This is a genomic window from Citrobacter sp. BDA59-3 (assembly GCF_015167655.1).
In the GTDB taxonomy this organism is placed as follows: Bacteria; Pseudomonadota; Gammaproteobacteria; order Enterobacterales; family Enterobacteriaceae; genus Phytobacter; species Phytobacter diazotrophicus.
In genome coordinates, this window is sequence record NZ_CP063427.1 from 1,405,051 (window position 1) to 1,427,441 (window position 22,391).

Annotated in this window: 18 protein-coding genes; 12 read left to right on the forward strand and 6 right to left on the reverse strand. The window is 58.5% G+C overall.

Annotated elements, in window-relative coordinates:
• Positions 1–47 precede the first annotated feature (47 nt).
• Positions 48–2,303, reverse strand: a complete 2,256-nt coding sequence (locus tag IP582_RS06530; RefSeq protein WP_193795444.1) for a TonB-dependent siderophore receptor — start codon at positions 2,301–2,303, stop codon at positions 48–50.
• A 251-nt stretch (positions 2,304–2,554) separates the two neighbouring features.
• Here IP582_RS06530 and fes point away from each other — a divergent pair, with 251 nt between their 5' ends.
• Genes fes through entF form a run of 3 tightly spaced genes read left to right on the forward strand, consistent with a single transcriptional unit; the run spans position 2,555 to position 7,889 of the window.
• Positions 2,555–3,775 (forward strand): enterochelin esterase, encoded by a 1,221-nt coding sequence (fes, locus tag IP582_RS06535; RefSeq protein ID WP_193795445.1) that lies wholly within the window; start codon positions 2,555–2,557, stop codon positions 3,773–3,775.
• Between the two features lie 24 nt (positions 3,776–3,799).
• Positions 3,800–4,003 (forward strand): MbtH family NRPS accessory protein, encoded by a 204-nt coding sequence (locus IP582_RS06540; RefSeq protein WP_193795446.1) that lies wholly within the window; start codon positions 3,800–3,802, stop codon positions 4,001–4,003.
• A gap of 10 nt (positions 4,004–4,013) precedes the next feature.
• Positions 4,014–7,889 (forward strand): enterobactin non-ribosomal peptide synthetase EntF, encoded by a 3,876-nt coding sequence (gene entF / locus IP582_RS06545; protein WP_193795447.1) that lies wholly within the window; start codon positions 4,014–4,016, stop codon positions 7,887–7,889.
• 88 nt (positions 7,890–7,977) lie between these two features.
• Here the strand turns inward: entF and fepC are convergent, their stop codons facing one another.
• From fepC to fepD, 3 genes are read right to left on the reverse strand one after another with little or no spacing between them, the layout of a single operon-like run.
• A complete protein-coding gene (gene fepC, locus IP582_RS06550; RefSeq protein ID WP_193795448.1) occupies positions 7,978–8,778 on the reverse strand; it encodes an iron-enterobactin ABC transporter ATP-binding protein in 801 nt (266 codons plus the stop codon).
• Positions 8,775–9,725: an iron-enterobactin ABC transporter permease gene (gene fepG / locus IP582_RS06555; RefSeq protein ID WP_255520048.1), complete on the reverse strand. Its 951-nt coding sequence runs from the start codon at positions 9,723–9,725 to the stop codon at positions 8,775–8,777. The genes fepC and fepG overlap by 4 nt, the downstream gene beginning before the upstream one ends.
• 38 nt (positions 9,726–9,763) lie before the next feature.
• The gene (fepD, locus tag IP582_RS06560; RefSeq protein WP_193795450.1) at positions 9,764–10,768 is read right to left on the reverse strand and encodes a Fe(3+)-siderophore ABC transporter permease; all 1,005 of its coding nucleotides are present in this window, start codon (positions 10,766–10,768) and stop codon (positions 9,764–9,766) included.
• A gap of 110 nt (positions 10,769–10,878) precedes the next feature.
• Here fepD and entS point away from each other — a divergent pair, with 110 nt between their 5' ends.
• On the forward strand, positions 10,879–12,135 hold the full coding sequence (entS, locus tag IP582_RS06565) for an enterobactin transporter EntS (protein WP_193795451.1): 1,257 nt from the start codon (positions 10,879–10,881) through the stop codon (positions 12,133–12,135).
• Positions 12,136–12,211: 76 nt separating this feature from the next.
• Here the strand turns inward: entS and fepB are convergent, their stop codons facing one another.
• On the reverse strand, positions 12,212–13,171 hold the full coding sequence (gene fepB / locus IP582_RS06570) for a Fe2+-enterobactin ABC transporter substrate-binding protein (RefSeq protein WP_193795452.1): 960 nt from the start codon (positions 13,169–13,171) through the stop codon (positions 12,212–12,214).
• Between the two features lie 187 nt (positions 13,172–13,358).
• Here fepB and entC point away from each other — a divergent pair, with 187 nt between their 5' ends.
• The 7 genes from entC (at position 13,359) to IP582_RS06605 (ending at position 20,842) form a co-directional block, all read left to right on the forward strand.
• Positions 13,359–14,534: an isochorismate synthase EntC gene (gene entC / locus IP582_RS06575; RefSeq protein ID WP_193795453.1), complete on the forward strand. Its 1,176-nt coding sequence runs from the start codon at positions 13,359–13,361 to the stop codon at positions 14,532–14,534.
• Positions 14,535–14,543: 9 nt separating this feature from the next.
• The gene (gene entE / locus IP582_RS06580; RefSeq protein ID WP_193796197.1) at positions 14,544–16,154 is read left to right on the forward strand and encodes a (2,3-dihydroxybenzoyl)adenylate synthase EntE; all 1,611 of its coding nucleotides are present in this window, start codon (positions 14,544–14,546) and stop codon (positions 16,152–16,154) included.
• A gap of 12 nt (positions 16,155–16,166) precedes the next feature.
• Positions 16,167–17,018 (forward strand): isochorismatase, encoded by an 852-nt coding sequence (locus tag IP582_RS06585; RefSeq protein WP_041852185.1) that lies wholly within the window; start codon positions 16,167–16,169, stop codon positions 17,016–17,018.
• Positions 17,018–17,764 carry a 2,3-dihydro-2,3-dihydroxybenzoate dehydrogenase EntA gene (entA, locus tag IP582_RS06590; RefSeq protein WP_193795454.1) on the forward strand — a complete coding sequence of 249 codons (747 nt, stop codon included), beginning with the start codon at positions 17,018–17,020 and terminating at the stop codon, positions 17,762–17,764. Before IP582_RS06585 ends, entA begins: the two co-directional genes overlap by 1 nt.
• Positions 17,765–18,178 (forward strand): proofreading thioesterase EntH, encoded by a 414-nt coding sequence (entH, locus tag IP582_RS06595; RefSeq protein ID WP_193795455.1) that lies wholly within the window; start codon positions 17,765–17,767, stop codon positions 18,176–18,178.
• A 261-nt stretch (positions 18,179–18,439) separates the two neighbouring features.
• Positions 18,440–20,545: a pyruvate/proton symporter CstA gene (gene cstA, locus IP582_RS06600; RefSeq protein ID WP_079498414.1), complete on the forward strand. Its 2,106-nt coding sequence runs from the start codon at positions 18,440–18,442 to the stop codon at positions 20,543–20,545.
• Positions 20,546–20,644: 99 nt separating this feature from the next.
• A complete protein-coding gene (locus IP582_RS06605) occupies positions 20,645–20,842 on the forward strand; it encodes a YbdD/YjiX family protein (protein ID WP_041852181.1) in 198 nt (65 codons plus the stop codon).
• 104 nt (positions 20,843–20,946) lie between these two features.
• Here IP582_RS06605 and IP582_RS06610 read toward each other — a convergent pair whose 3' ends face one another.
• On the reverse strand, positions 20,947–21,690 hold the full coding sequence (locus tag IP582_RS06610; RefSeq protein WP_193795456.1) for an SDR family NAD(P)-dependent oxidoreductase: 744 nt from the start codon (positions 21,688–21,690) through the stop codon (positions 20,947–20,949).
• A 113-nt stretch (positions 21,691–21,803) separates the two neighbouring features.
• Here IP582_RS06610 and IP582_RS06615 point away from each other — a divergent pair, with 113 nt between their 5' ends.
• Positions 21,804–22,391 carry a TetR/AcrR family transcriptional regulator gene (locus IP582_RS06615; RefSeq protein WP_052249346.1) on the forward strand — a complete coding sequence of 196 codons (588 nt, stop codon included), beginning with the start codon at positions 21,804–21,806 and terminating at the stop codon, positions 22,389–22,391.

Consider the following 22,391-nt stretch of genomic DNA (forward strand, 5'->3'; position numbering starts at 1 on the left):
TCGCCTTACGCCCGCCCTCTCCCCGCAGGGAGAGGGAAGGTTAGTGCTTAAAAGTGGGTATTGATACCCATATACCAGGTGCGACCGGACTCGTTGTAGGTATTGGCACCTGCGCCGTACATCCAGCCGGTAGTGCCGCCGGTGCTCTGCGCGTTACCCATACGCCAGTGACGTTTATCAAAGACGTTGTCGACACCAGCGGTCAGGCTCACGTATTTGTTCACATCCCAGGTACCGCTCAGACCAACGATGCTGTACGGGCTGACTTCGTCCTTAGCAGAACCGGTCACCGGGTTACCCTGGTAGTCATATTTCTTCGGCTGTTGTTTGCCGTACCAGGTGAAGGTGGACTGCACGGAAACATCCTGCACAACCTGCCAGCTCAGCGTTGAGTTGAGGGTATATTCAGGGATGATCGACAGACGTTCACCGGTGGTTTTGTTCTTACTTTGCAGCATGTAAGTGACGTTGTTGCTCAGGGTTACCGCGTCGGTGACCGGAATGTTCAGCGTCCCTTCCAGGCCTTCAACGACCGCCTTAGGTACGTTTTCCCACTGATAGATATCGGTTTTGGTGCTGCCGACTTTGGTCTGGCTTAACGGTGAATAGCCCGCTTCAATCTTGTTGCGGTAGTCGTTGCGGAACCAGGTCACGCCCGCCAGCCAGCCTTCATGTTTGAACTCCAGACCAATCTCTTTGTTGATACTGGTTTCCGCTTTCAGGTCGTCGTTACCCATCATGTAGCAGCCCACGCCGGTGCCGCTGGCATAACAGCCCTGACCCTTACTGTACAGGATGTAGTTCGGGTTGGTCTGGTACAGGCTCGGCGCTTTATACGCGCGGGCGATCCCCATTTTCAGGGTAAAGTCATCACCCAGACCTTGAGACAGGTTCAGCGACGGGCTCCAGTTGTTGCCGACCACTGTATGGTGATCGAAACGCAGGCCTGGCGTCAGCATGGTGGTGTCGGTCACTTCCATATTATCTTCGGCGAAGACAGAGAAGATTTCCGCGCTGGAGTAAGGGCTGCGGCCCGTGCTGGCGAAACCGGAAATCGGGCCGCCCTGCAGCGCTTGGGTGTTGGACGCCATATCCTTCATCCGCTGCTGGTTCCATTCGGTACCGACGGTCAGGTTCTGGTTGATCAGCAGGTCAAACGGCACACTCACTTCGCTGTGCAGCATCACGTCTGCCAGATCGATATCTGAGAAATGGTTGCTGTTGAACAGACCTTCCAGCCCGCCCGCCAGCCCTTCGCCGAGACGTGAGTTGCGGGTGTGCTCATACTGTGCCCAGTTATTGGTGGTCACACCGTTATCCCAGCCGCCCGTCCAGTTGATGGAATAGTTCTGGCGATAGAGGCGGTTGGTCTCCTTGCCGTAGTTTTCCTTCACGTAGTTGTTGGTGCTGCTGTCGTTGTTGGTGTTCTGGGTGTCGCCCGCGTAGAGGTTCCCCTGGCGGCTGTAACCTGCCTGGAACTCCAGTGCTTGTCGCGGCGCGAAATCCCAACGCACGACGCCGTTAATATCTTTGTTCTCCACCCCTTCACGCCCTGCGGCCATAGTGTTGGAGTAGATACCGGTACGTTCAGACTGGTGATCCTGGTTAATGTCCCAGGCATCGGCCTGCGTTTTATTCAGGTTACCGTACAGACGGAAGCTGAAATCGCCGCCCAGCGGGCCGCTCAGACTAAAGTCGGTACGTTTAGTCGCGCCTTCATCTTTGTGCTCAGGCGCGTTGAAGTAACTGTTCCACGAACCATGCCATGCCTGATCGGTGGATTTTTTGGTGATGATATTCACCACACCCCCCGCGGCGCCGTTACCATAACGCGCAGCGGCCGGGCCACGAAGAACCTCAATACGTTCAATCATATCGGCCGGTACCCAACTGGTATCGCCACGGGTATCACGCTCGCCGCGCCAGCCCTGACGAACAGAGTTACGGCTGGTGACCGGTTTTCCGTCGACCAGGATAAGGGTGTTTTCCGGCCCCATCCCACGGATATCAATCTGGCGGTTGTTACCACGTTGACCGCTGGTAGAGTTACCCGTCAGGTTAACGCCGGGCATGGTGCGGATGATTTCGGAAACGTCACGTGCGGGTGGGTTTTTGCGGATCTCATCAGCGGTGATGGTGGATACCCCTGGCGCCTGCAGATTTTGCTGCGCGGCGGTAACCACAATGGTGTCATCATTACTGGCTGTGTCGTTGGTCGTCGTCTCTGCCGCGAATGCGGGTAAAGCCACGCCGTAAATTCCCAGATTGACCAACAAGGTCAGGGAACGCATTTTGTTTTTCATTGTTTTTCCTGCTTTTCTTGCCGTATTCCCGCGCGATCCATCCCCAGACGGGTAAGAAACACGGCACGCCATTGCCATTCAAATGCGAAGGGGGCTCATCCTGAGAAAATCCGCAAAAGACGGCATTGTGATTATGAAAGACGCGCTCGCCAAAGCGCGACAATACGCTATTGCAAATGAAAATAGTTATCAATAATATTATCAATAATTGTTAATCTGCAAGCAAAAATTTCCACAGTGAGTGTGAGGTTATGGCGTTGGCATTGATAGCGGGAAGCGAGGCCTGGTGGAAGGCGAAAACGGGGCCGGAGTGGTGTCTGGAAAGTGATGGAAATTATCAGGTTACCTTCTGGTGGCGTGACCCGGCGGGTACCGAAACCACCTCCAGCACTACCCATGTCTGGATCTATATCACTGGCGTCACTGACCACCATCAGCAGGCGACGCCGCAATCGCTGGCGCGCATTCCCGGAACGGATGTCTGGTGCTGGCAAACGCAACTGGAAGCAGGGTGGCGCGGAAGTTATTGCCTGATCCCCTCCGATGGCGCTGACGACTTCTCGCCGCAGGTGTTTGCCCAATTGCCGCCGGATCGTATGGCACTGCGCGAAGGCTGGCGCAAACTGCTGCCACGCGCGATTGCCGATCCGCTTAACCCGCATTGCTGGCGTGGCGGGCGAGGCCATCCCGTATCGCCGTTGGCGATGCCCGGCGCCCCGCATCAGCCGGGCTGGGATCGGCCCGATGCCGTATACACCCCGGCGACGGTGATGAGCTGGCATAGCCAACGCCTGAATAACCATCGCCGCGTGTGGGTCTACGCCACTGGTGATGACCCGAGCGCAGAGCGCCCGCTGGCGATACTGCTCGACGGTCAGTTCTGGGCCGAAAGCATGCCTGTCTGGCCCGCGCTGGCAGCCCTTACCGAACAGGGGTTACTGCCGCCTGCCGTCTATCTGCTTATCGATGTGATCGATACCACCCACCGCAGCCAGGAGTTGCCCTGTAATCCCAATTTCTGGCTGGCGATTCAGCAGGAGTTATTACCGCAAGTGCAGGCGATAACTCCCTTTAGCGATGACGCTGGCCGCACGGTGGTGGCCGGGCAGAGTTTTGGCGGTTTGTCAGCGCTCTATGCCGCCTTGTACTGGCCGCAGCGTTTTGGCTGCGTGCTGAGTCAGTCGGGCTCCTTTTGGTGGCCAACGCGCGACAGCCAGCAGGATGGCCTGCTTATCGAACAACTCAAACGCGGCGAGGTATCCGCGCAGGGGCTGCGTATTGTGCTGGAAGCCGGGGTGCGCGAACCGATTATTTTCCGGGCCAATCAGGCCCTTTATGCCCAATTACAGCACACACAACAGACGGTTTTCTGGCGTCAGGTTGACGGCGGACATGATGCGCTTTGCTGGCGCGGCGGGCTGACCGCAGGGCTGATGACCCTCTGGCAACCTCTGACACGCGCGGCGCAATAAGCGCAATTACGACAGGAGCCTGGTATGGAATTCAGTAACCCCTTCGATAATCAGCAGGGGCAATTTTTTATTCTGCAAAACGCGCAGCAGCAGTTCAGCCTGTGGCCACAGCAGTGCGCGCTTCCGCAAGGATGGCGCGTGGTATGCCAGCCCGCCTCGCAGGAGGTGTGTAACGCCTGGCTCAACGCTAACTGGCAGAGTTTAACCCCGGCGCATCACGCCTGCTAAGGAGACGCGAATGACCACACGTTTACCCCTCGTGGCCGCGCAGCCTGGGATCTGGATGGCAGAAAAACTCTCCACGCTGCCCAATGCCTGGAGCGTGGCCCACTATGTCGATCTGGATGGCGAACTGGACGCACCGCTGCTGGCGAAGGCCATCACAGAAGGCCTGGCCCAGGTCGATACTTTGCGGATGCGCTTTACAGAAGACAACGGCGAGGTCTGGCAGCAACTGGACGATGATTGCGTGTTTGCCTTGCCGCAGATTATTGATGTTCGCCATCATGCCGACCCGCATGCGGCGGCGCTGGCATTAATGCAGACCGATCTCGCGCAGGAGCTTCGCGTTGACAGCGGTAAACCGCTTTTTTGCCATGTGCTTATTCAGGTCGATAACCACCGCTGGTTCTGGTATCAGCGTTATCACCATTTGCTGGTAGATGGCTTTAGTTTCCCCGCCATTACCCGTCAGATTGCCGCCATTTACCGTGCGTTGCGTGCGGGTAACGCCATTCCCCCGACACCCTTTACCCCCTTTGCCGAAGTGGTGGATGAATATCAACGCTACCGGGAAAGCGACGCCTGGCAGCGTGACAAAGCTTTCTGGGCGGAACAAAAACGCACCTTACCCGCACCGGTTTCCCTGTCAGCTGCGCCACTGCCGGGCCGTGCGGCGACGACCGATATTCTGCGTTTGTCATGTCGCCTGGATACCGCCGCATTCCGTCGCCTGGCCCAGACGGCGAACCAGTGCCAGTCAGCCGATCTGGCGTTAGCGCTGGTGGCGTTGTGGTTAGGCCGGCTCTGTGGGCGGCTGGATTATGCCGCCGGGTTTATTTTTATGCGCCGGATGGGTTCGGCGGCGCTGACCGCAACCGGGCCAGTGCTCAATGTACTGCCGCTGGGCGTACACATTGACGAGACGCAAACCCTGGCGGAACTGGCCAGTGCCCTTGCCGGGCAACTGAAAAAGATGCGCCGCCATCAGCGTTACGATGCCGAGCAAATCCAGCGTGATGCCGGACGCGCTGCCGGGGATGAGCCGCTCTTTGGCCCGGTGTTTAACGTCAAAATGTTCGATTACCTGCTGGATATTGACGGGATTGCCGGGCAAACCCATACACTGGCGACAGGCCCGGTCAACGATCTGGAGATTGCGCTCTTTCCGGACGAAGAGGGCGGCATGACGCTGGACGTGCTGGCTAACCGCAGCCGCTACGATGAACGCGTGCTCAATCACCACGTGTCCCGCTTGCACAGCCTGTTGAACCAGTTTGCCGCGAACCCGGCGCTGCGCTGCGGTGAGGCGCAGTTGATCTCCATTGATGAGTGGCAGAGCATCGAAAAAATTAACGATACCGGCATGATGTTGCCAGCCACAACGCTGAGCCAACTGGTGGCCGAACAGGCGGCAAGAACGCCGGATGCTCCGGCGCTGGCCGATGCGTGCTGGCAATTAACCTATCGGGAGATGCGTGAGCAGGTGGTGGCGCTGGCGCAACTTCTGCGTGAGCGTGGCGTTAAACCCGGCGACAGCGTTGCCGTCGCGTTACCGCGCTCTGTGTTTTTGACGCTGGCGCTGCACGGCATTGTCGAAGCCGGGGCTGCCTGGCTGCCGCTCGATACGGGTTACCCGGATGAACGACTGCACATGATGCTGGAAGATGCCAGACCGCGTCTGCTTATCACCTCTGATGACCAGCTTTCACGTTTTCGTGGTCTGCCTGGCCTGACTCACCTTTGCTACAGCGCACCGCTGGCGGTGACGGGCGGCGAACCCCTGGTGCTGTCCCGCCCGCAACACACCGCCTATATTATCTTTACCTCGGGGTCTACCGGGCGACCGAAGGGGGTGATGGTTGGGCAGACCGCTATCGTCAACCGTCTGTTGTGGATGCAAAACCACTATCCGCTGAACGCGCAGGACGTCGTGGCGCAAAAGACGCCGTGCAGCTTTGATGTCTCCGTGTGGGAGTTCTGGTGGCCGTTTATTGCCGGCGCGCAACTGGTGATGGCGGAACCGGAGGCACACCGCGATCCACAGGCGTTGCAACGCTTCTTCGCCCGTTTTGGCGTGACCACCACGCACTTCGTCCCGTCCATGCTGGCTGCGTTTGTTACATCGCTGACGCCAGAAACGGCGCACGCAAATTGCCGCACATTGAACAAGGTATTTTGCAGCGGCGAAGCGCTTCCGGCGGCCCTGTGCCGCGAGTGGCAACAACTGACTGGCGTGCCTTTGCATAATCTTTACGGGCCTACAGAGGCCGCCGTTGATGTGAGCTGGTATCCGGCGTTTGGCGATGCGCTGGCGGCGGTGAAGGGCAACAGCGTACCGATTGGCTACCCGGTGTGGAATACGGGGCTGCGTATTCTGGACAGCATGATGCAGCCGGTGCCGCCGGGTGTGGCGGGAGATTTGTACCTGACCGGTATTCAACTGGCGCAAGGCTATCTGGGGCGGCCGGATCTTACCGCCAGCCGCTTTATCGCTGACCCCTTTGCGCCTGGCGAGCGTATGTATCGCACCGGTGATGTGGCGCAATGGCTGGAGAATGGCGCGGTGGAATATCTGGGCCGCAGCGATGACCAGCTAAAAATTCGCGGCCAGCGTATTGAGCTGGGCGAGATAGACAAGGCGATACAGACACTCAGAGATGTCGCGCAGGGCGTCGCCCATGCCTGCGTATTGAACCAGGCGGCGGCAGGCAATGGCGATGCGCGCCAGTTGGTGGGCTATGTGGTCTCAGAGAGCGGGCTGCCGCTGGATCTCACCGCGCTGCGCGAGCAATTAAGTACGCAGCTACCGCCGCATATGGTGCCGGTGGTGCTGCTGCAACTCAGCGAGCTTCCGCTGAGTGCCAATGGCAAGCTCGACAGAAAAGCGCTGCCTCTGCCTGAACCCGCGCGTGAGCAGGTCGGTCGGGTGCTGAATCCGGGCGTGGAAACGCAGATCGCACAGGCTTTTTCCGCGCTGCTCGGCTGCGAGGTTCAGCACGCGCAGGCCGATTTCTTTGCCCTCGGCGGCCACTCTTTGCTGGCGATGCGCCTGGCTGCACAACTGAGCCAGACGTTTGCGCGCCCGGTGACGCCGGGGCAGGTTATGGTGGCCTCAACGGTCGAGAAACTGGCGGTCTTGCTGACGCAGACGCAGGTCGATAGCCAGCTTGGTTTGCAAACCCTTCTGCCCTTGCGCGATGGCGACGGGCCGGTGTTGTTCTGTTTCCATCCGGCTTCTGGTTTTGCCTGGCAGTTCAGCGTGCTGACGCGCTATCTCTCGCCGCGCTGGGCGATTATGGGCATCCAGTCTCCGCGTCCTGATGGGCCGATGCAGCAGGCCGCCACACTGGATGAGGTGTGCGAACACCATCTTGCGACACTGCTTGCGCAGCAGCCACATGGGCCTTATCACCTGTTTGGTTATTCGCTGGGCGGTACCCTGGCGCAGGGGATTGCCGCCCGGCTGCGGGCGCGCGGGGAAACGGTCGCATTTTTAGGGCTGCTGGATACCTGGCCGCCGGAGACGCAGAACTGGGCGGAGAAAGAGGCCAACGGGCTGGATCCTGCCGTGCTGGCGGAAATCGAGCGCGAGCGACAGGCGTTTCTGGCGGCGCAAAAAGGGCAGGCCTCGACGGAACTGTTTGCCGCGATTGAAGGTAACTATGGCGATGCGGTACGTCTGTTGACCACGGCCCACAGCGCGAAATTTGACGGTAAAGCGACGCTCTTTGTCGCCGAACGCACGCTGACACCGGGGATGGATCCACAAAAGGCCTGGTCGCCGTGGGTGAGTGAACTGGAGGTTTATCGTCAGGATTGCGCCCATGTGGATATCATTTCCCCGCAGGCGTTTGAAGCGATTGGCCCGGTTGTGCGGGAGTTGTTGGGGTAGTTATAAGGGAAATGTCCCCGGTGGCGCCGACGCTTACCGGGGCTACGATGGTCGCCCGGATAAGGCGAAGCCGCCATCCGGGACTGCATCAGAGCGAACGTCGTCCCAGCGGCACCACCAGCGGCGTACCGGCGATCGGATCTTCAATAATCATACAGCGCAAACCGTACACCGCTTCGATAAGTTCTGCGGTCACAATCTCTTTCGGCGCGCCTTGCGCCACAATCTTGCCGTCTCGCAGGGCAATCAAATGGGTAGCGTAGCGACAGGCCTGATTCAAATCATGCAGCACCGCCGCCAGCGTGTACCCCTGCTCGCGGTTTAACTCACTGAGCAACTCCAGCAGATCGATCTGATAGCTGATATCAAGCCAGGTGGTCGGCTCATCAAGCAGCATGATCGAGGTCTCTTGTGCCAGTACCATTGCTATCCACGCGCGCTGTCGCTGTCCGCCGGAGAGCGTGTCCACACTCTGCAACGCCAGCGTGTCCACCCCGGTGGCGCGCATGGCGCGGGTGACCGCCTGCTCATCCTCCTGACGCCAGCGGGTAAACAGCGGCTGGTGCGGATAACGGCCACGGGCGACCAGCTCCTGAACGGTGATATCACCAGGCGTAGTGGCATTTTGCGCCAGCAGCCCGACACGTCGCGCCACCTCTTTGCTGGCAAAACGCTGGATCTGCTCGCCGTCCAGATAAACATGGCCTTTCTCTGGCGTCATCAGGCGGCTCAGGGTGCGCAGCAGCGTCGATTTCCCGCAGCCGTTCGGCCCAATAATCGCCGTGAAGTGACCATCGGGAATCGAGACGCTCAGGTCTCTTGCGACAACTTTTTTACCGTAGCCCAGGGTTAGCTGTTCGCCATGCAAACGGGCCTGAGTATCGATCATTTCTTGCGGGACTCCTGAATTAACAAGGCGATAAGGTAGATACCGCCAATGCTGACGGTGACGACGCCCACCGGCAACTGATAAGGGATAAACAGCCGTTGTGCGCAAATGTCCGCGGCCAGCAGCAGAAGGGCGCCACAGAGGGCCGACTGTGCAAGGCCCCAGCGTGTGGTGGCGCTGATACGCCGGGCAATATGCGGCGCGACGAGCGCGATAAATGAGATAGGCCCGGCAAGTGCCGTGGCGGAGGCGGTCAGCACAACGGCCACCAGCATCAGCAGCAGGCGCGAACGCTCCACGCTCACGCCAAGGGCGCAGGCGCTGTCATCCCCCATCTCCAGCAGTCGCATACGGCGGGAAAGCAACGCTGCGCCGATAAACATCAGCAGAATAAACGGCACAGAGGGGAAAGTTTTGGCCCAGGTCAAACCATTAAGCGACCCCGCATTCCACAGCCCGGCAGTAAGCGAGGTTTCCAGCGAGGCCTGTAAAATCAGCCAGGTGTTAAAAGCCATCAACATCGCCCGTACGCCGATGCCGACAATAATCAGGCGGAAGGTTTCAATGCCGTTGCGCCACGCCAGCGACCAGACGATGAACGAGGTCAGAATGCCGCCCGCCATAGCGGCGAGCGTAATCGCCGTCAGATGCTGACCAAAAAACACCATTGCCACCAGCACGCCACTCCATGCCCCGGTGTTAAAGCCCATCACATCCGGGCTGCCTAACGGGTTTCGCATCAGCGACTGAAAGATAGCGCCGCTGACACCCAGCGCGGCACCGATCAGCAGCGCCATCAGAACGCGGGGCAGCCGCCATTCGATGACCACAAGCTGCATGGCGCGCGGCGCGCTCCCGGTGAGCGCATTAATGACCTGGCTGCTATCGAGCATCACCGCACCGCTGCGCAGACCCCAGAGGGCAAAGGCCAGGCTTGCCAGCAGCATCAGCAGACAACTGATGATCAGACGACGGGACGGGGCGGTCACAGGCCACCTCCGCGCGCGCGGCGAACCAGGATAATCAGAACCGGTGCGCCAATAAAAGCGCTAACAATTGACACGCGCAGCTCACCCGGCACCAGCAGACGGCCAATAATATCGGCAAACAGCAACAGGGCAGGGGTGGCGATGAGGGTCACCGGCAGCGACCAGCGGTGATCGGCCCCCACCAGCCAGCGCGAAAGGTGCGGCATCATCAGCCCGATAAAGGCGATGGGGCCGACTACTGCGGTCGCGCTACCGCAAAGTACGGTGATGGCCAGCAGACCGGAAAGCTGCGTGCGCGCCACTTTGCTGCCGAGCGCAGTCGCGGTATCGCTGCCCAGATTGAGACTGTTCAGCGCCCGGCTGGACATGAGCGCAATACTTGCAGCCAATAGCACTGGCAGAAGCACAATTTTTACTGTTTGCAGGGTGCGAATATCCAGTGACCCGGCCTGCCAGAAGCGTAATTGATCGTAGACATCGGCGTTGAGTAGCGAAATGCCGCTGGAAAGCCCTTCGAGCACGGCGGCCAGCGCCACACCCGCCAGCGTCAGGCGCACCGGGCTCAGTTGCCCTCCGCCCTGGCTGCCAGTAAAGGCTACGATCAGTGAAGCCACCAGTGCGCCACCAAAGGCCAGCGCCAGTTGTTCAACGGGGGAGGCGGCGCCAAACAAGGCCGCACCCAGGACAATGGCGAAACTGGCCCCGGCATTTACGCCCAGCAGGCCCGGATCGGCCAGTGGGTTGCGGGTGAGGGTTTGCATCAGCGCGCCCGCCAGGCCCAGTGCGCCGCCCGCGAGTAAGCCGGCCAGGGTGCGTGGCAAGCGTGCGTCGCGAATAATGATGCAGTCTGCGCTCTGGCAGGTACCTGTCAGCGCATCAACAATCACGCTGGTGGGCACCGTTTTAGCACCGACCAGCATACTGAGCGCCATTGCCATAATAAGCAGTATCAATAGCCCGAAAAGCGTGAGAGCACGCCTCGAGGAACGAGGAAGCGACATAAAACATTCCTGACTTGATAATGATAGTAATTATCGTTATCGATCTTGTTTGCTTATGTTACCATGCACGCCCTGGAATGGATAAAAAAAGATTGCCTTAAGGCGTTGTAATGAACCAACAATCCCGGCTGCTGAATGTAAGCCTTTTGAAGACGCATCCGGCCTTTCGTGCCGTGTTTCTTGCCCGTTTCATCTCAATCTTATCGCTGGGTTTGTTGGGCGTTGCCGTCCCGGTACAGATTCAGGCGATGACCGGTTCAAGCTGGCAGGTGGGCCTGTCCGTTACCCTGACCGGCGGCGCGATGTTCGTTGGATTGATGACGGGCGGCGTTCTGGCCGACCGTTATGAACGCAAAAAATTGATTCTGCTGGCGCGAGGCACCTGCGGCATGGGTTTTATCGGCCTGTGGCTTAACACGCAGTTGCCGGAACCGTCCCTGCTGGCGATTTATTTGCTCGGTTTATGGGACGGTTTTTTCGCATCCCTCGGCGTGACCGCGCTGCTGGCGGCAACCCCGGCGCTGGTCGGGCGTGAGAATTTAATGCAGGCCGGGGCGATCACCATGCTGACGGTGCGCCTGGGCTCGGTGATTTCCCCGATGTGCGGCGGCCTGTTGCTGGCAACGGGTGGGGTGGCCTGGAATTACGGGCTGGCGGCGGCAGGGACCTTTATCACCCTGTTGCCATTACTGAATTTGCCTGTGTTGCCGCCTCCGCCACAGCCGCGTGAACACCCGCTGTCTTCGCTGGTGGCGGGTATTCGTTTTTTGTTCAACAGCCCGCTGATTGGCGGTATCGCGATGCTGGGGGGTTTGTTGACCATGGCCAGCGCCGTGCGCGTGCTGTATCCCGCACTGGCCGTTGAGTGGCGCATCCCGGCGGCGCAAATTGGCGTGCTGTATGCGGCAATCCCGCTTGGCGCGGCGACAGGCGCGTTAACCAGTGGGCGGCTGGCGCAACATCCGCGTCCGGGCCTGTTGATGTTGGGCAGTAGCGTGGGGGCGTTTGTTGCTATTGGGTTATTCAGCCTGATGCCTTACTGGGTGCTGGGCGCGGCGTTTCTGGCCCTGTTTGGCTGGCTGAGTGCGATCAGTTCACTGTTGCAATACACGTTGATTCAAACGCAAACGCCGGAAGCGATGCTGGGGCGTATCAACGGTCTGTGGACGGCGCAAAACGTCACGGGCGATGCGATTGGCGCGGCAGTCCTGGGCGGGCTTGGGGTTGTGATGACGCCAGCGGCCTCGGCGAGTAGCAGTGGTTTTGTGCTGGCGATGGTGGGTGTGATGCTGGTGCTGACGTTGTGCGAATTGCGTCGGTTTCGCCAGATTCCGCTGGCTTCCCCCGATGGCGGCGCAGGCACCTGATCCGGGCTACGCGCCTGGAAAACGATTCTGCCGTGAACGTAGCCCGGCTAAGCGAAGCGCCAGCCGGGAGGGCGTATTAGCCAAACAGCGCGGACAGCCGCGCTAATACCCGCGTTGCACTGTAGTAATCGAGACGGAACGTTTCGGCGCCCAGCGCATAAACACGCTTGTTCTGAACCGCGTTCAGATGGGCAAGCAGCGGGTTGGCATTCAGCGCGTCAGCATCTTTTTGATCGCTGGCGAACAGGAACAGCGCTTCGCCGTTCAGACCGGCCGCCAGATTTTCACCGCCCAGTTGCACGATGTCATGGCGTTTACCCTGGCTTTGCAGCGTCTGCAATCCTTCCGGCAGCGGTGCGAGCGCAAAACCCAGTTGTTGCAGAAGCTTGCCCTGGGCGGACTCCGTGGTCCACAGATTCGCGCTGTGCGCCGCCGGCGTATAAACCAGCGCATTAACCGGCTGCGGCGGCAATTTTATGCGCGCTTTAACGTCGGCCATTTGCTTATCGAACTCAGCAATACGGGCAGCGGCCTGTTTTTCCTGGCCGGTGATTTCACCCAGTTGGCTAAGCAGGGCCTGCCAGCTTTTATCGTCGTAATTGATGACCAGGGTCGGCGCAATGGTCGAGAGCTGATCGTAAAGCGATAACGCAGAGTCGCCGCCGGTGGCGCTGATCAGAATCAGATCCGGCATCTGTGCGGCAACGGCTTCGGCATTCGGTTCGCCAATATAAATACGCGCGACGTTACGCGATTTCGCCACTTCGCCCCACTGGCGTAAAAAGCCCTGATCGTCGGCGAATCTGTTATTCGGTGCTGTAGCGCCGCTGGCGATAACCGGGGCATCGATAGCCAGCAGAGAACCCGTTAGCGTGACGCTGGTGGAGACAATACGCAGAGGTTTGTGATCGAGTGTATGGCTGCCTTTGCTATCCGTCACCTGACGCGGCCAGTCGGCGGCGATCGCTGCGGAAAGTCCGAAAACAAAAATACCCAACATGATAAGGGCCTTGCGGCAAAAGAAAGGGAATCTCACGAAGTCACATCCTGTTTTTGTTGAAGTTAATGCTTCTCATTTTCATCATTGCGCGTGATGGATGCAAGCGTTAGTCGCAAGGGAGTTGGGCGCACCAGTTGACATGTCGGGTTATTACCTTTAGCTTACCGAACCAAAATTCAAATGATAATCATTCGTAATATATTTATCATTTTTGGAGGATGATATGGATACGTCATTGGCTGAGGATGTACAACAGGCTGCGAAAACCCTGGCGTCGGACCAGTTCTTTTTTATGTCGCCGTTTCGCAGTTTTATGACATCGGGTTGTTTTGCCCGTATCAGTGAACCGGCGGTGGAAGGGGATAGCCCGGACAGCGCGTTTCAACGGAAACTGGCGCAGGCTTTTGCCGATGCTAAAACGCGGGGCATTGCCAATCCGGTGGTTGTGGGGGCCATCCCTTTTGATACTACCCAGCCGTCTGAACTGTTTATTCCCGCTTCCTGGCAGACCTTTTCGCGCCCGTTTAAGCAGCGCTCCTCCCGCTATTTCTCCGGGCACGACATGCCTGACGTCACCAGACGTACGGAAATTCCGCCGCAGGATGTCTTTATGGATATGGTTGCCCGTGGGGCCGCGCTGACCGCCACACCGGAGGTGGACAAAATAGTCCTCTCGCGGCTGATTGATATTGCCACCGATGCGCACCTCGACAGCGGCATCCTGCTGGAGCGCCTGATAGCCCAAAACCCGGCGAGCTTTAACTTCCATGTTCCGCTGGCGCAAGGAGATGTGTTACTGGGCGCAAGCCCGGAACTGTTGCTGCGTAAAGAGGGTGACCAATTTAGCTCTCTGCCGCTGGCCGGGTCGGCGCGGCGTCAACCGGATGACATGCTGGATCGCGAAGCGGGCAACAGACTACTGGCCTCGGAAAAAGACCGTCATGAACATGAACTGGTCACTCAGGCGATGAAAGCCTTGCTGGCGCCGCGCAGCCGCGCCTTGAGTCTGCCGGATTCCCCGCAACTGGTTACCACCCCGACGCTATGGCATCTGGCGACGCCGATTGAGGGAACCGCGCTACCGGGTGAAAACGCCCTGACGCTCGCCTGTTTGTTACATCCCACGCCTGCACTGAGCGGTTTTCCGCATCAGGTGGCGAAAACGCTGATTGCCGGGTTAGAACCCTTTGAGCGCGAACTGTTTGGCGGCATTGTCGGCTGGTGCGACGCCGAAGGTAACGGCGAGTGGGTCGTGACTATCCGCTGCGCGCGCATTCACGAAAACCGCGTTCGGTTATTTGCCGGTGCGGGCATTGTCCCCGCGTCGTCACCGGCGGCGGAGTGGCGCGAAACCGGCGTCAAGTTGTCCACCATGCTGAACGTTTTTGGCCTGCATTAAGGAGCGATGATGACCATTCCCTTTACTCCCTGGCCGGATGAATTCGCCACGCGCTACCGTGAAAAAGGTTACTGGCTGGATGTGCCGATGACCGACATACTGACCCGCCATGCGCAAAGTGACGCGGTGGCCGTGATAGAGGGTGAGCGCAGTTTTAACTACCGGCAGCTTCATCAGGCTTCTGACAATCTGGCAAGCATGTTGCAGGCGCAGGGTATTCAGCGCGGCGAAACGGCGCTGGTACAGCTTGGCAATGTGGCTGAGTTTTACATCACCTTCTTTGCGCTGCTCAAAATCGGCGTTGCCCCGGTGAATGCGCTGTTCAGCCACCAACGCACGGAGCTTAACGCCTATGCCGTGCAGATCAAACCAGCATTGCTGATTGCCGACCGTGCGCATGCGCTCTTTGCGACCGATCAGTTCTGGCAGGATTTCACCGCTGAACATGCGTCGGTGCGCGTGTCGTTATTTCTTAATGACAGCGGTGAGAAGTCGCTGACGGCGGCGATTAAGTGCCCGGCAGAGACCTTTATCGCCACGCCGACGCCGGCCGATGAAGTGGCCTTCTTCCAGCTTTCTGGCGGCAGTACCGGCACGCCGAAGCTGATCCCTCGTACCCATAATGACTATTACTACAGCATCCGCCGTAGCAATGAAATCTGCGGGATTACCGCAGATACCCGTTACCTCAACGCACTGCCCGCCGCCCACAACTATGCGCTGAGCTCCCCAGGCTCGCTGGGGGTGCTGTTGGCGGGCGGCTGCGTAGTACTGGCGAATGATCCCAGCGCCACGCTCTGCTTCCCGCTCATCGAAAAACACCGCGTCAACGTTACGTCGCTGGTACCGCCTGCGGTCAGCCTGTGGTTACAGGCGATTGCCGACGGGGCCGACAAGGGGCAACTGGCTTCGCTCAGGCTGCTACAGGTGGGGGGCGCGCGTCTGTCTGCCACGCTGGCGGCACGCATTCCCGAGGAGATGGGCTGCCAGTTACAGCAGGTCTTCGGCATGGCGGAAGGGTTGGTGAATTACACCGCGCTGGACGACACCCCGGAACGCATTTTTAACACCCAGGGCCGCCCGATGTGCCCGGACGATGAAGTCTGGGTGGCCGATGAAAACGGTCATCCACTGCCGCGTGGTGAAGTGGGGCGCCTGATGACGCGCGGGCCGTATACCTTTCGGGGCTACTTCAATAGCCCGGAACATAATGCCAGCGCCTTTGATGCCAATGGCTTCTACTGCTCCGGCGACCTGATTTCTATTGATGACGCGGGTTACATCACTGTGCAGGGGCGCGAGAAAGATCAGATCAACCGGGGTGGCGAGAAGATTGCCGCCGAAGAGATTGAGAATTTACTGCTGCGCCACGAGGCGGTGATCCACGCCGCGCTGGTCAGCATGGAAGACAGCCTGCTGGGGGAAAAAAGCTGCGCATATCTGGTGGTCAAACATCCGGTACGGGCGGTGGAGATCCGTCGTTTCCTGCGTGAACAGGGTGTGGCGGATTTTAAACTACCGGACCGCGTTGAATGCCTGGCGGCGCTGCCGCTGACCCCGGTAGGCAAAGTGGATAAGAAACAATTACGCCAGACGCTGGCAGAACGCGCCCAGGCGTAACGAGGAGAAAAGATGGCCATTCCCAAACTGACCGGTTACGCACTGCCAACCGCGAATGATATCCCGGATAACAAAGTGCAGTGGGCCTTTGAACCTGACCGCGCCGCCTTGCTGATTCATGATATGCAGGAGTATTTCCTCAATTTCTGGGGCGATAATTGCCCGATGATGGAAAAGGTGGTTGCCAATATCGCCGCGCTACGCCAGTTCTGTAAGCAGCACAATATCCCGGTTTATTACACCGCTCAGCCAAAAGAGCAGAGTGATGACGATCGCGCGCTGCTCAACGATATGTGGGGGCCGGGGTTGACCCGCTCGCCAGAGCAGCAACGGATTGTGGCGGCGCTTGCCCCTGACGAAGCCGATACGGTGCTGGTGAAGTGGCGTTACAGCGCCTTTCACCGTTCGCCGCTGGAGCAGATGCTGAAAGAGACCGGGCGCAATCAGCTCATCATAACGGGCGTGTATGCCCATATCGGTTGCATGACGACTGCCACTGATGCCTTTATGCGCGATATCAAGCCCTTTATGGTGGCCGATGCGCTGGCGGATTTCAGCCGCGAGGAGCATATGATGTCGCTGAAATACGTGGCGGGCCGCTCCGGGCGCGTGGTGATGACCGAGGCGTTACTTCCGGTGCCCGCCAGCAAAGCGGCGCTGCGCGCACTGATCCTGCCGCTGCTGGATGAATCTGACGAGCCTTACGATGATGAAAATCTGATTGATTATGGGCTGGATTCCGTACGCATGATGGCGCTGGCGGCGCGCTGGCGCAAAGTGCATGGCGATATCGATTTTGTGATGCTGGCGAAAAACCCGACCATCGATGCCTGGTGGGCGCTGCTCTCCCGCGAGGTCAACTGATGGACTTTTCAGGAAAAACCGTCTGGGTGACCGGGGCCGGAAAAGGCATCGGTTATGCCACGGCGCTGGCGTTTACTGACGCGGGCGCGCAGGTAACGGGGTTTGACCGGGCTTTTGACGGTGAGCACTACCCTTTTACCACCGAGATACTGGACATTGCCGATGCAGAACAGGTCTCGCGGGTCTGCTCTCGTGTGCTGGCGAGGAATGCGCGGCTGGATGTGCTGGTCAACGCGGCGGGCATTTTGCGTATGGGGGCAACGGATGCGCTTTCGCAGGAGGCGTGGCAGCAGACTTTTGCCGTCAACGTTGGCGGGGCGTTTAACCTGTTTCAGGCGACCATGGCGCAGTTTCGCCAGCAGCGGGGCGGGGCGATTGTCACCGTGGCCTCCGATGCAGCGCACACACCGCGCATTGGCATGAGCGCTTACGGCGCATCGAAAGCGGCGCTGAAAAGTCTGGCGCTGACGGTGGGGCTGGAGCTGGCCGCCAGCGGCGTGCGGGCGAATCTGGTCTCACCTGGCTCTACCGATACCGATATGCAGCGCACTTTATGGACCAGCAACGATGCGGAACAAAAGCGTATCGCCGGCTTTGGCGAACAGTTCAAGCTGGGTATCCCGCTGGGGAAGATTGCCCGCCCGGAAGAAGTCGCCAGTACCATTCTGTTTCTGGCGTCTGACTATGCCAGCCACATCACGCTACAGGATATCGTGGTGGATGGCGGCTCGACGCTGGGGGCATAAATGATCTGGAAGCGCCGTTTAACGCTTGATGAACTCAATGCCACAAGTGTCCGTACGCTGGTCGGCCATTTAGGGATTGTCTATACCCGTGTGGGCGATGATGTGCTGGAAGCCGAAATGCCCGTGGATGCCCGCACATATCAACCTTTTGGTTTGCTGCACGGTGGGGCTTCCGCCGCGCTGGCGGAAACGCTGGGGTCGATGGCCGGCTATATGATGACTGTCGATGGTCAGTGTGTGGTGGGGACGGAGCTTAATGCCACCCATCACCGGGCGGTGTCGCAGGGTAAAGTACGTGCCGTCTGCCAGCCGCTGCATCTGGGCCGTCAAAATCAAAGCTGGGAGATTGTGGTGTTTGACGAGCAGGGACGGCGCTGCTGCACCTGCCGGTTGAGTACGGCGGTGATGGGGTAAGTCTTTTCCCACCGTGTAGCCCGGGTAAGGCGTTTATGCCGCCACCCGGGAAGCACCGAACGGCTCCCTGTCACAACCCTCTGCCATCTCATTCTGCATCCCCTTTTTCTTTCATATTTCCTGCTTAAGTGATCCCCGTAGCACTGTTATGTAAATGCCCGGTTTCATAACGAATTTCCAACGTTTCAAAGTTGTTAAATTTCGCATTTTGATCTAGAAACAAAATGTAACATTCTCCTCTTTCGCAAACGGATAATCGCTATGAATAACTCAGGGAAATACCTTATTTGGGCATTGCTCTCCGTTGTCGGGGCGTTTGCTCTTGGCTACATCGCGCTTAATCGCGGTGAGCAGATCAACGCCTTGTGGATAGTCGTTGCCGCAGTTTGTATCTATCTGATTGCCTACCGTTTTTATGGTTTATATATCGCCAAAAACGTGCTGGCCGTCGATCCGGGTCGCATAACGCCCGCCGTGAAATACAACGACGGGCTCGATTACGTCCCGACGGATAAAAAAGTGCTGTTTGGTCACCACTTTGCGGCAATCGCCGGGGCAGGGCCGCTGGTGGGTCCGGTGCTGGCAGCCCAGATGGGCTATCTGCCCGGGATGATCTGGATCCTGGCCGGGGTGGTGCTTGCCGGGGCGGTACAGGACTTTATGGTGCTGTTCGTCTCGACTCGCCGTGATGGACGTTCATTGGGTGAGTTGGTCAAAGAGGAGATGGGGCCAACGGCTGGGGTTATCGCACTGGTGGCGACCTTTATGATCATGGTAATCATCCTGGCGGTGCTGGCGATGATCGTGGTGAAAGCACTGACCCACAGTCCGTGGGGGACCTACACCGTTGCCTTTACCATTCCACTGGCGATTTTCATGGGGATCTACATCCGCTACCTGCGCCCTGGACGCATTGGTGAAGTCTCCGTCATTGGCCTGTTTTTCCTGATTTTCGCGATTATCTCCGGTGGATGGGTGGCGGAAAGCCCGACCTGGGCCCCGTTCTTTGATTTCACCGGGGTACAGTTGACCTGGATGCTGGTGGGCTACGGCTTTGTGGCCGCCGTACTGCCGGTCTGGCTGCTGCTGGCGCCGCGTGACTACCTTTCCACCTTCCTGAAAATTGGCACCATCATCGGCCTGGCGATCGGCATTCTGATCATGCGCCCGACCCTGACCATGCCTGCACTGACGAAATTCGTTGATGGCACCGGCCCGGTCTGGACCGGCAACCTGTTCCCGTTCCTGTTTATCACCATCGCGTGCGGCGCGGTGTCGGGCTTCCATGCGCTGATCTCCTCTGGCACCACGCCGAAAATGTTGGCGAACGAAGGGCAGGCCTGCTTTATCGGTTACGGCGGCATGCTGATGGAGTCGTTCGTGGCCATTATGGCGCTGGTGTCGGCCTGTATCATCGACCCGGGTGTCTACTTTGCGATGAACAGCCCGATGGCGGTACTGGCACCTGCCGGGACGACCGATGTGGTGGCCTCTGCCGCACAGGTGGTCAGCGGCTGGGGCTTTAGCATTACCCCGGACACGCTGAAACAGATTGCCACGGAGGTGGGCGAGCAGTCGATTATCTCCCGTGCGGGCGGTGCGCCAACGCTGGCGGTGGGGATGGCCTATATCCTGCACGGCGCGCTGGGCGGCATGATGGATGTGTCGTTCTGGTATCACTTCGCGATTCTGTTTGAAGCGCTGTTTATTCTGACGGCGGTGGATGCCGGTACCCGTGCCGCACGCTTTATGCTACAGGACTTGCTGGGAGTGATTTCACCGAACCTGAAACGCACCGACTCGTTACCGGCAAACCTGATTGCAACCGCGCTCTGCGTACTGGCATGGGGTTATTTCCTCCATCAGGGGGTGGTCGATCCGTTGGGCGGCATCAACACACTCTGGCCGCTGTTCGGTATTGCTAACCAGATGCTGGCGGGCATGGCGTTGATGCTCTGCGCGGTTGTACTGTTCAAGATGAAACGTCAGCGTTACGCATGGGTGGCCCTGTTGCCCACGGCCTGGCTGCTGATTTGTACCCTCACCGCCGGCTGGCAGAAAGCGTTCAGCCCGGACAATAAAGTCGGCTTCCTGGCGATTGCTAATAAGTTCCAGGCGATGATCGACAGTGGTACTATTCCGGCACAGTACACCCAGTCACAACTTTCCCAGTTGGTGTTTAACAACCGTCTGGATGCCGGGCTGACCATTTTCTTTATGGTGGTGGTTGTGGTGCTGGCGTTCTACTCGGTGAAAACGGCGCTGGCGTCGCTGAAAATCGACAAGCCAACGTCACAAGAGCGTCCATATGAGCCCATGCCGGAAAATCTTGATGAGATTGTGACTCAGGCAAAAAGCGCACATTAACCTTTGCCCTCACCCCGGCCCTCTCCCACAAGGAGAGGGTGTCAACGTTCCCTCTCCCTGTGGGAGAGGGTTAGGGTGAGGGGTAACGAGAGATGAAATATGTTCGACACCCTTTCTAAAGCAGGCAAATACTTAGGCCAGGCCGCCAAAATGATGATAGGCGTCCCGGACTATGACAACTACGTTGAGCATATGCGTATCACCCATCCTGATCAGACGCCAATGACCTATGAAGAGTTTTTCCGCGAGCGGCAAGAGGCACGTTACGGCGGCAAAGGCGGGGCGAAGTGCTGTTAACCCTCCCCCTGTTCCTGCTTACTGTCATAAACGCCGGCCCGTTCTTCACGGGCCGCTTTTGATATTGCATTACCTCTGCCGGGTGGCAGAGGTCGGCCTGATCCTCAGGCGTTGAGGCCGCCATCCACATCAATCCCGGTTCCGGTGATGTGTTTTGCCGCCGGGCTTGCCAGGAAAGTTACCGCATCGGCGATATCTTCTGCTTTACCGTAATGTCCAAGCGCAATCAGCTGACGCTGGGTTTCAGCGCCTTCGCCATCCGCCGGGTTCATGTCGCTGTCAGTGGGGCCAGGGTGCACCAGATTGACGGTAATGCCACGCGGGCCCAGATCGCGCGCCAGCCCACGGGTTAACGAGTTGAGAGCGGATTTGGTCATCGAGTAAACGGCAATTCCTTGCAGCGGGACGTGGTTGGCGAGGCAACTGCCGATGTTGATAATGCGCCCGCCGTCCGGCAGATGAGCAATCGCCGCCTGGGTAGCAATGACCACGCCGCGAATATTCACATTGATTAACGCATCGATATCCTCATCGGACATCGCTTCCAGCGGCCCGCCGCGCGCTATCCCCGCGTTATTCACCAGAATATCCAGCCCGCCCAGTTTCTCAACCGACTGAGCGACCGCTGCACGAATGGCCTGCGGATTTGCGCTGTCGGCCTGAATGGCGACACCATTGCGCCCGAGCGCGCGAATGTCATCGGCCACGGCCTGTGCTTTTTCGACTGACTTTTCAAACGTTATCGCCACATCTGCCCCTGCGCGGGCTAATGACAGGGCGATGGCTTTACCTAAACCACGACTTGCGCCTGTAACCAGCGCGCGTTTACCGGAAAGTGAAGATGACATGGTGACTCCTGAATTAATTATGTGTTGATCGATACATAATTACAGTAAACGCACTTCCCTGTGGCCGTCAATGGTATTAATATATCGATCAGCACAAAATTTTGGAGGCCACCATGAGCCGTGGAAGACCACGCGAGTTTGACCGTACAGAAGCGCTGAACCAGGCGATGAAAATCTTCTGGCAGAAGGGCTATACCGCCACGTCCATGAACGATTTATACGAGGCGATGGGTATTAAATCTCCCAGTCTGTATGCGGCGTTTGGCAGTAAAGAGGATTTATACGAAGAGGTATTGCTGCACTACGAGCAGTCCGTTGCGCCGGTTATCTGGGGGCATATGACCAGCGAACCGTCGCCGCGTCAGGCGGTGTGGCTGTGGCTGGAGCGTTCTGCCGACATGCTGACGCAGACCGATATGCCGCACGGTTGTATGGTCACACTCTCGGCGGTAGGCAGCGAAGGTAATGACAGGCTGGGCGACCTGGTGCGTCGCATGCGTGCTGCGGGGTTTTCCCTGTTAAAAACGCGGCTGGAGCAGGCGCAAAAACAGGGTGATTTGCCCGGTTCGGTTGATGTCGAGGCGCTGACGCGCCTCTATGTCAGTATTCAGCAGGGGATGTCGATTCAGGCGCGCGATGGCGCGAGCCGTGAAATCTTGCTGAGCATTGCCCGCTCCGCCATGGCCTTATGGCCTGCCTGA

Bases quoted from the DNA above. Each gene is read 5' to 3' on its own strand.
- IP582_RS06585 (WP_041852185.1), top strand. From the start codon at position 16,167: ATGGCCATTCCCAAACTGACCGGTTACGCACTGCCAACCGCGAATGAT.
- entH (WP_193795455.1), top strand. From the start codon at position 17,765: ATGATCTGGAAGCGCCGTTTAACGCTTGATGAACTCAATGCCACAAGT.
- fepG (WP_255520048.1), bottom strand. From the start codon at position 9,725: ATGCTGCTGGCAAGCCTGGCCTTTGCCCTCTGGGGTCTGCGCAGCGGT.
- fepC (WP_193795448.1), bottom strand. From the start codon at position 8,778: ATGATCGATACTCAGGCCCGTTTGCATGGCGAACAGCTAACCCTGGGC.
- IP582_RS06605 (WP_041852181.1), top strand. From the start codon at position 20,645: ATGTTCGACACCCTTTCTAAAGCAGGCAAATACTTAGGCCAGGCCGCC.
- entA (WP_193795454.1), top strand. From the start codon at position 17,018: ATGGACTTTTCAGGAAAAACCGTCTGGGTGACCGGGGCCGGAAAAGGC.
- entS (WP_193795451.1), top strand. From the start codon at position 10,879: ATGAACCAACAATCCCGGCTGCTGAATGTAAGCCTTTTGAAGACGCAT.
- entC (WP_193795453.1), top strand. From the start codon at position 13,359: ATGGATACGTCATTGGCTGAGGATGTACAACAGGCTGCGAAAACCCTG.
- fepD (WP_193795450.1), bottom strand. From the start codon at position 10,768: ATGTCGCTTCCTCGTTCCTCGAGGCGTGCTCTCACGCTTTTCGGGCTA.
- IP582_RS06540 (WP_193795446.1), top strand. From the start codon at position 3,800: ATGGAATTCAGTAACCCCTTCGATAATCAGCAGGGGCAATTTTTTATT.
- entF (WP_193795447.1), top strand. From the start codon at position 4,014: ATGACCACACGTTTACCCCTCGTGGCCGCGCAGCCTGGGATCTGGATG.
- IP582_RS06615 (WP_052249346.1), top strand. From the start codon at position 21,804: ATGAGCCGTGGAAGACCACGCGAGTTTGACCGTACAGAAGCGCTGAAC.
- IP582_RS06530 (WP_193795444.1), bottom strand. From the start codon at position 2,303: ATGAAAAACAAAATGCGTTCCCTGACCTTGTTGGTCAATCTGGGAATT.
- fes (WP_193795445.1), top strand. From the start codon at position 2,555: ATGGCGTTGGCATTGATAGCGGGAAGCGAGGCCTGGTGGAAGGCGAAA.
- entE (WP_193796197.1), top strand. From the start codon at position 14,544: ATGACCATTCCCTTTACTCCCTGGCCGGATGAATTCGCCACGCGCTAC.
- cstA (WP_079498414.1), top strand. From the start codon at position 18,440: ATGAATAACTCAGGGAAATACCTTATTTGGGCATTGCTCTCCGTTGTC.
- IP582_RS06610 (WP_193795456.1), bottom strand. From the start codon at position 21,690: ATGTCATCTTCACTTTCCGGTAAACGCGCGCTGGTTACAGGCGCAAGT.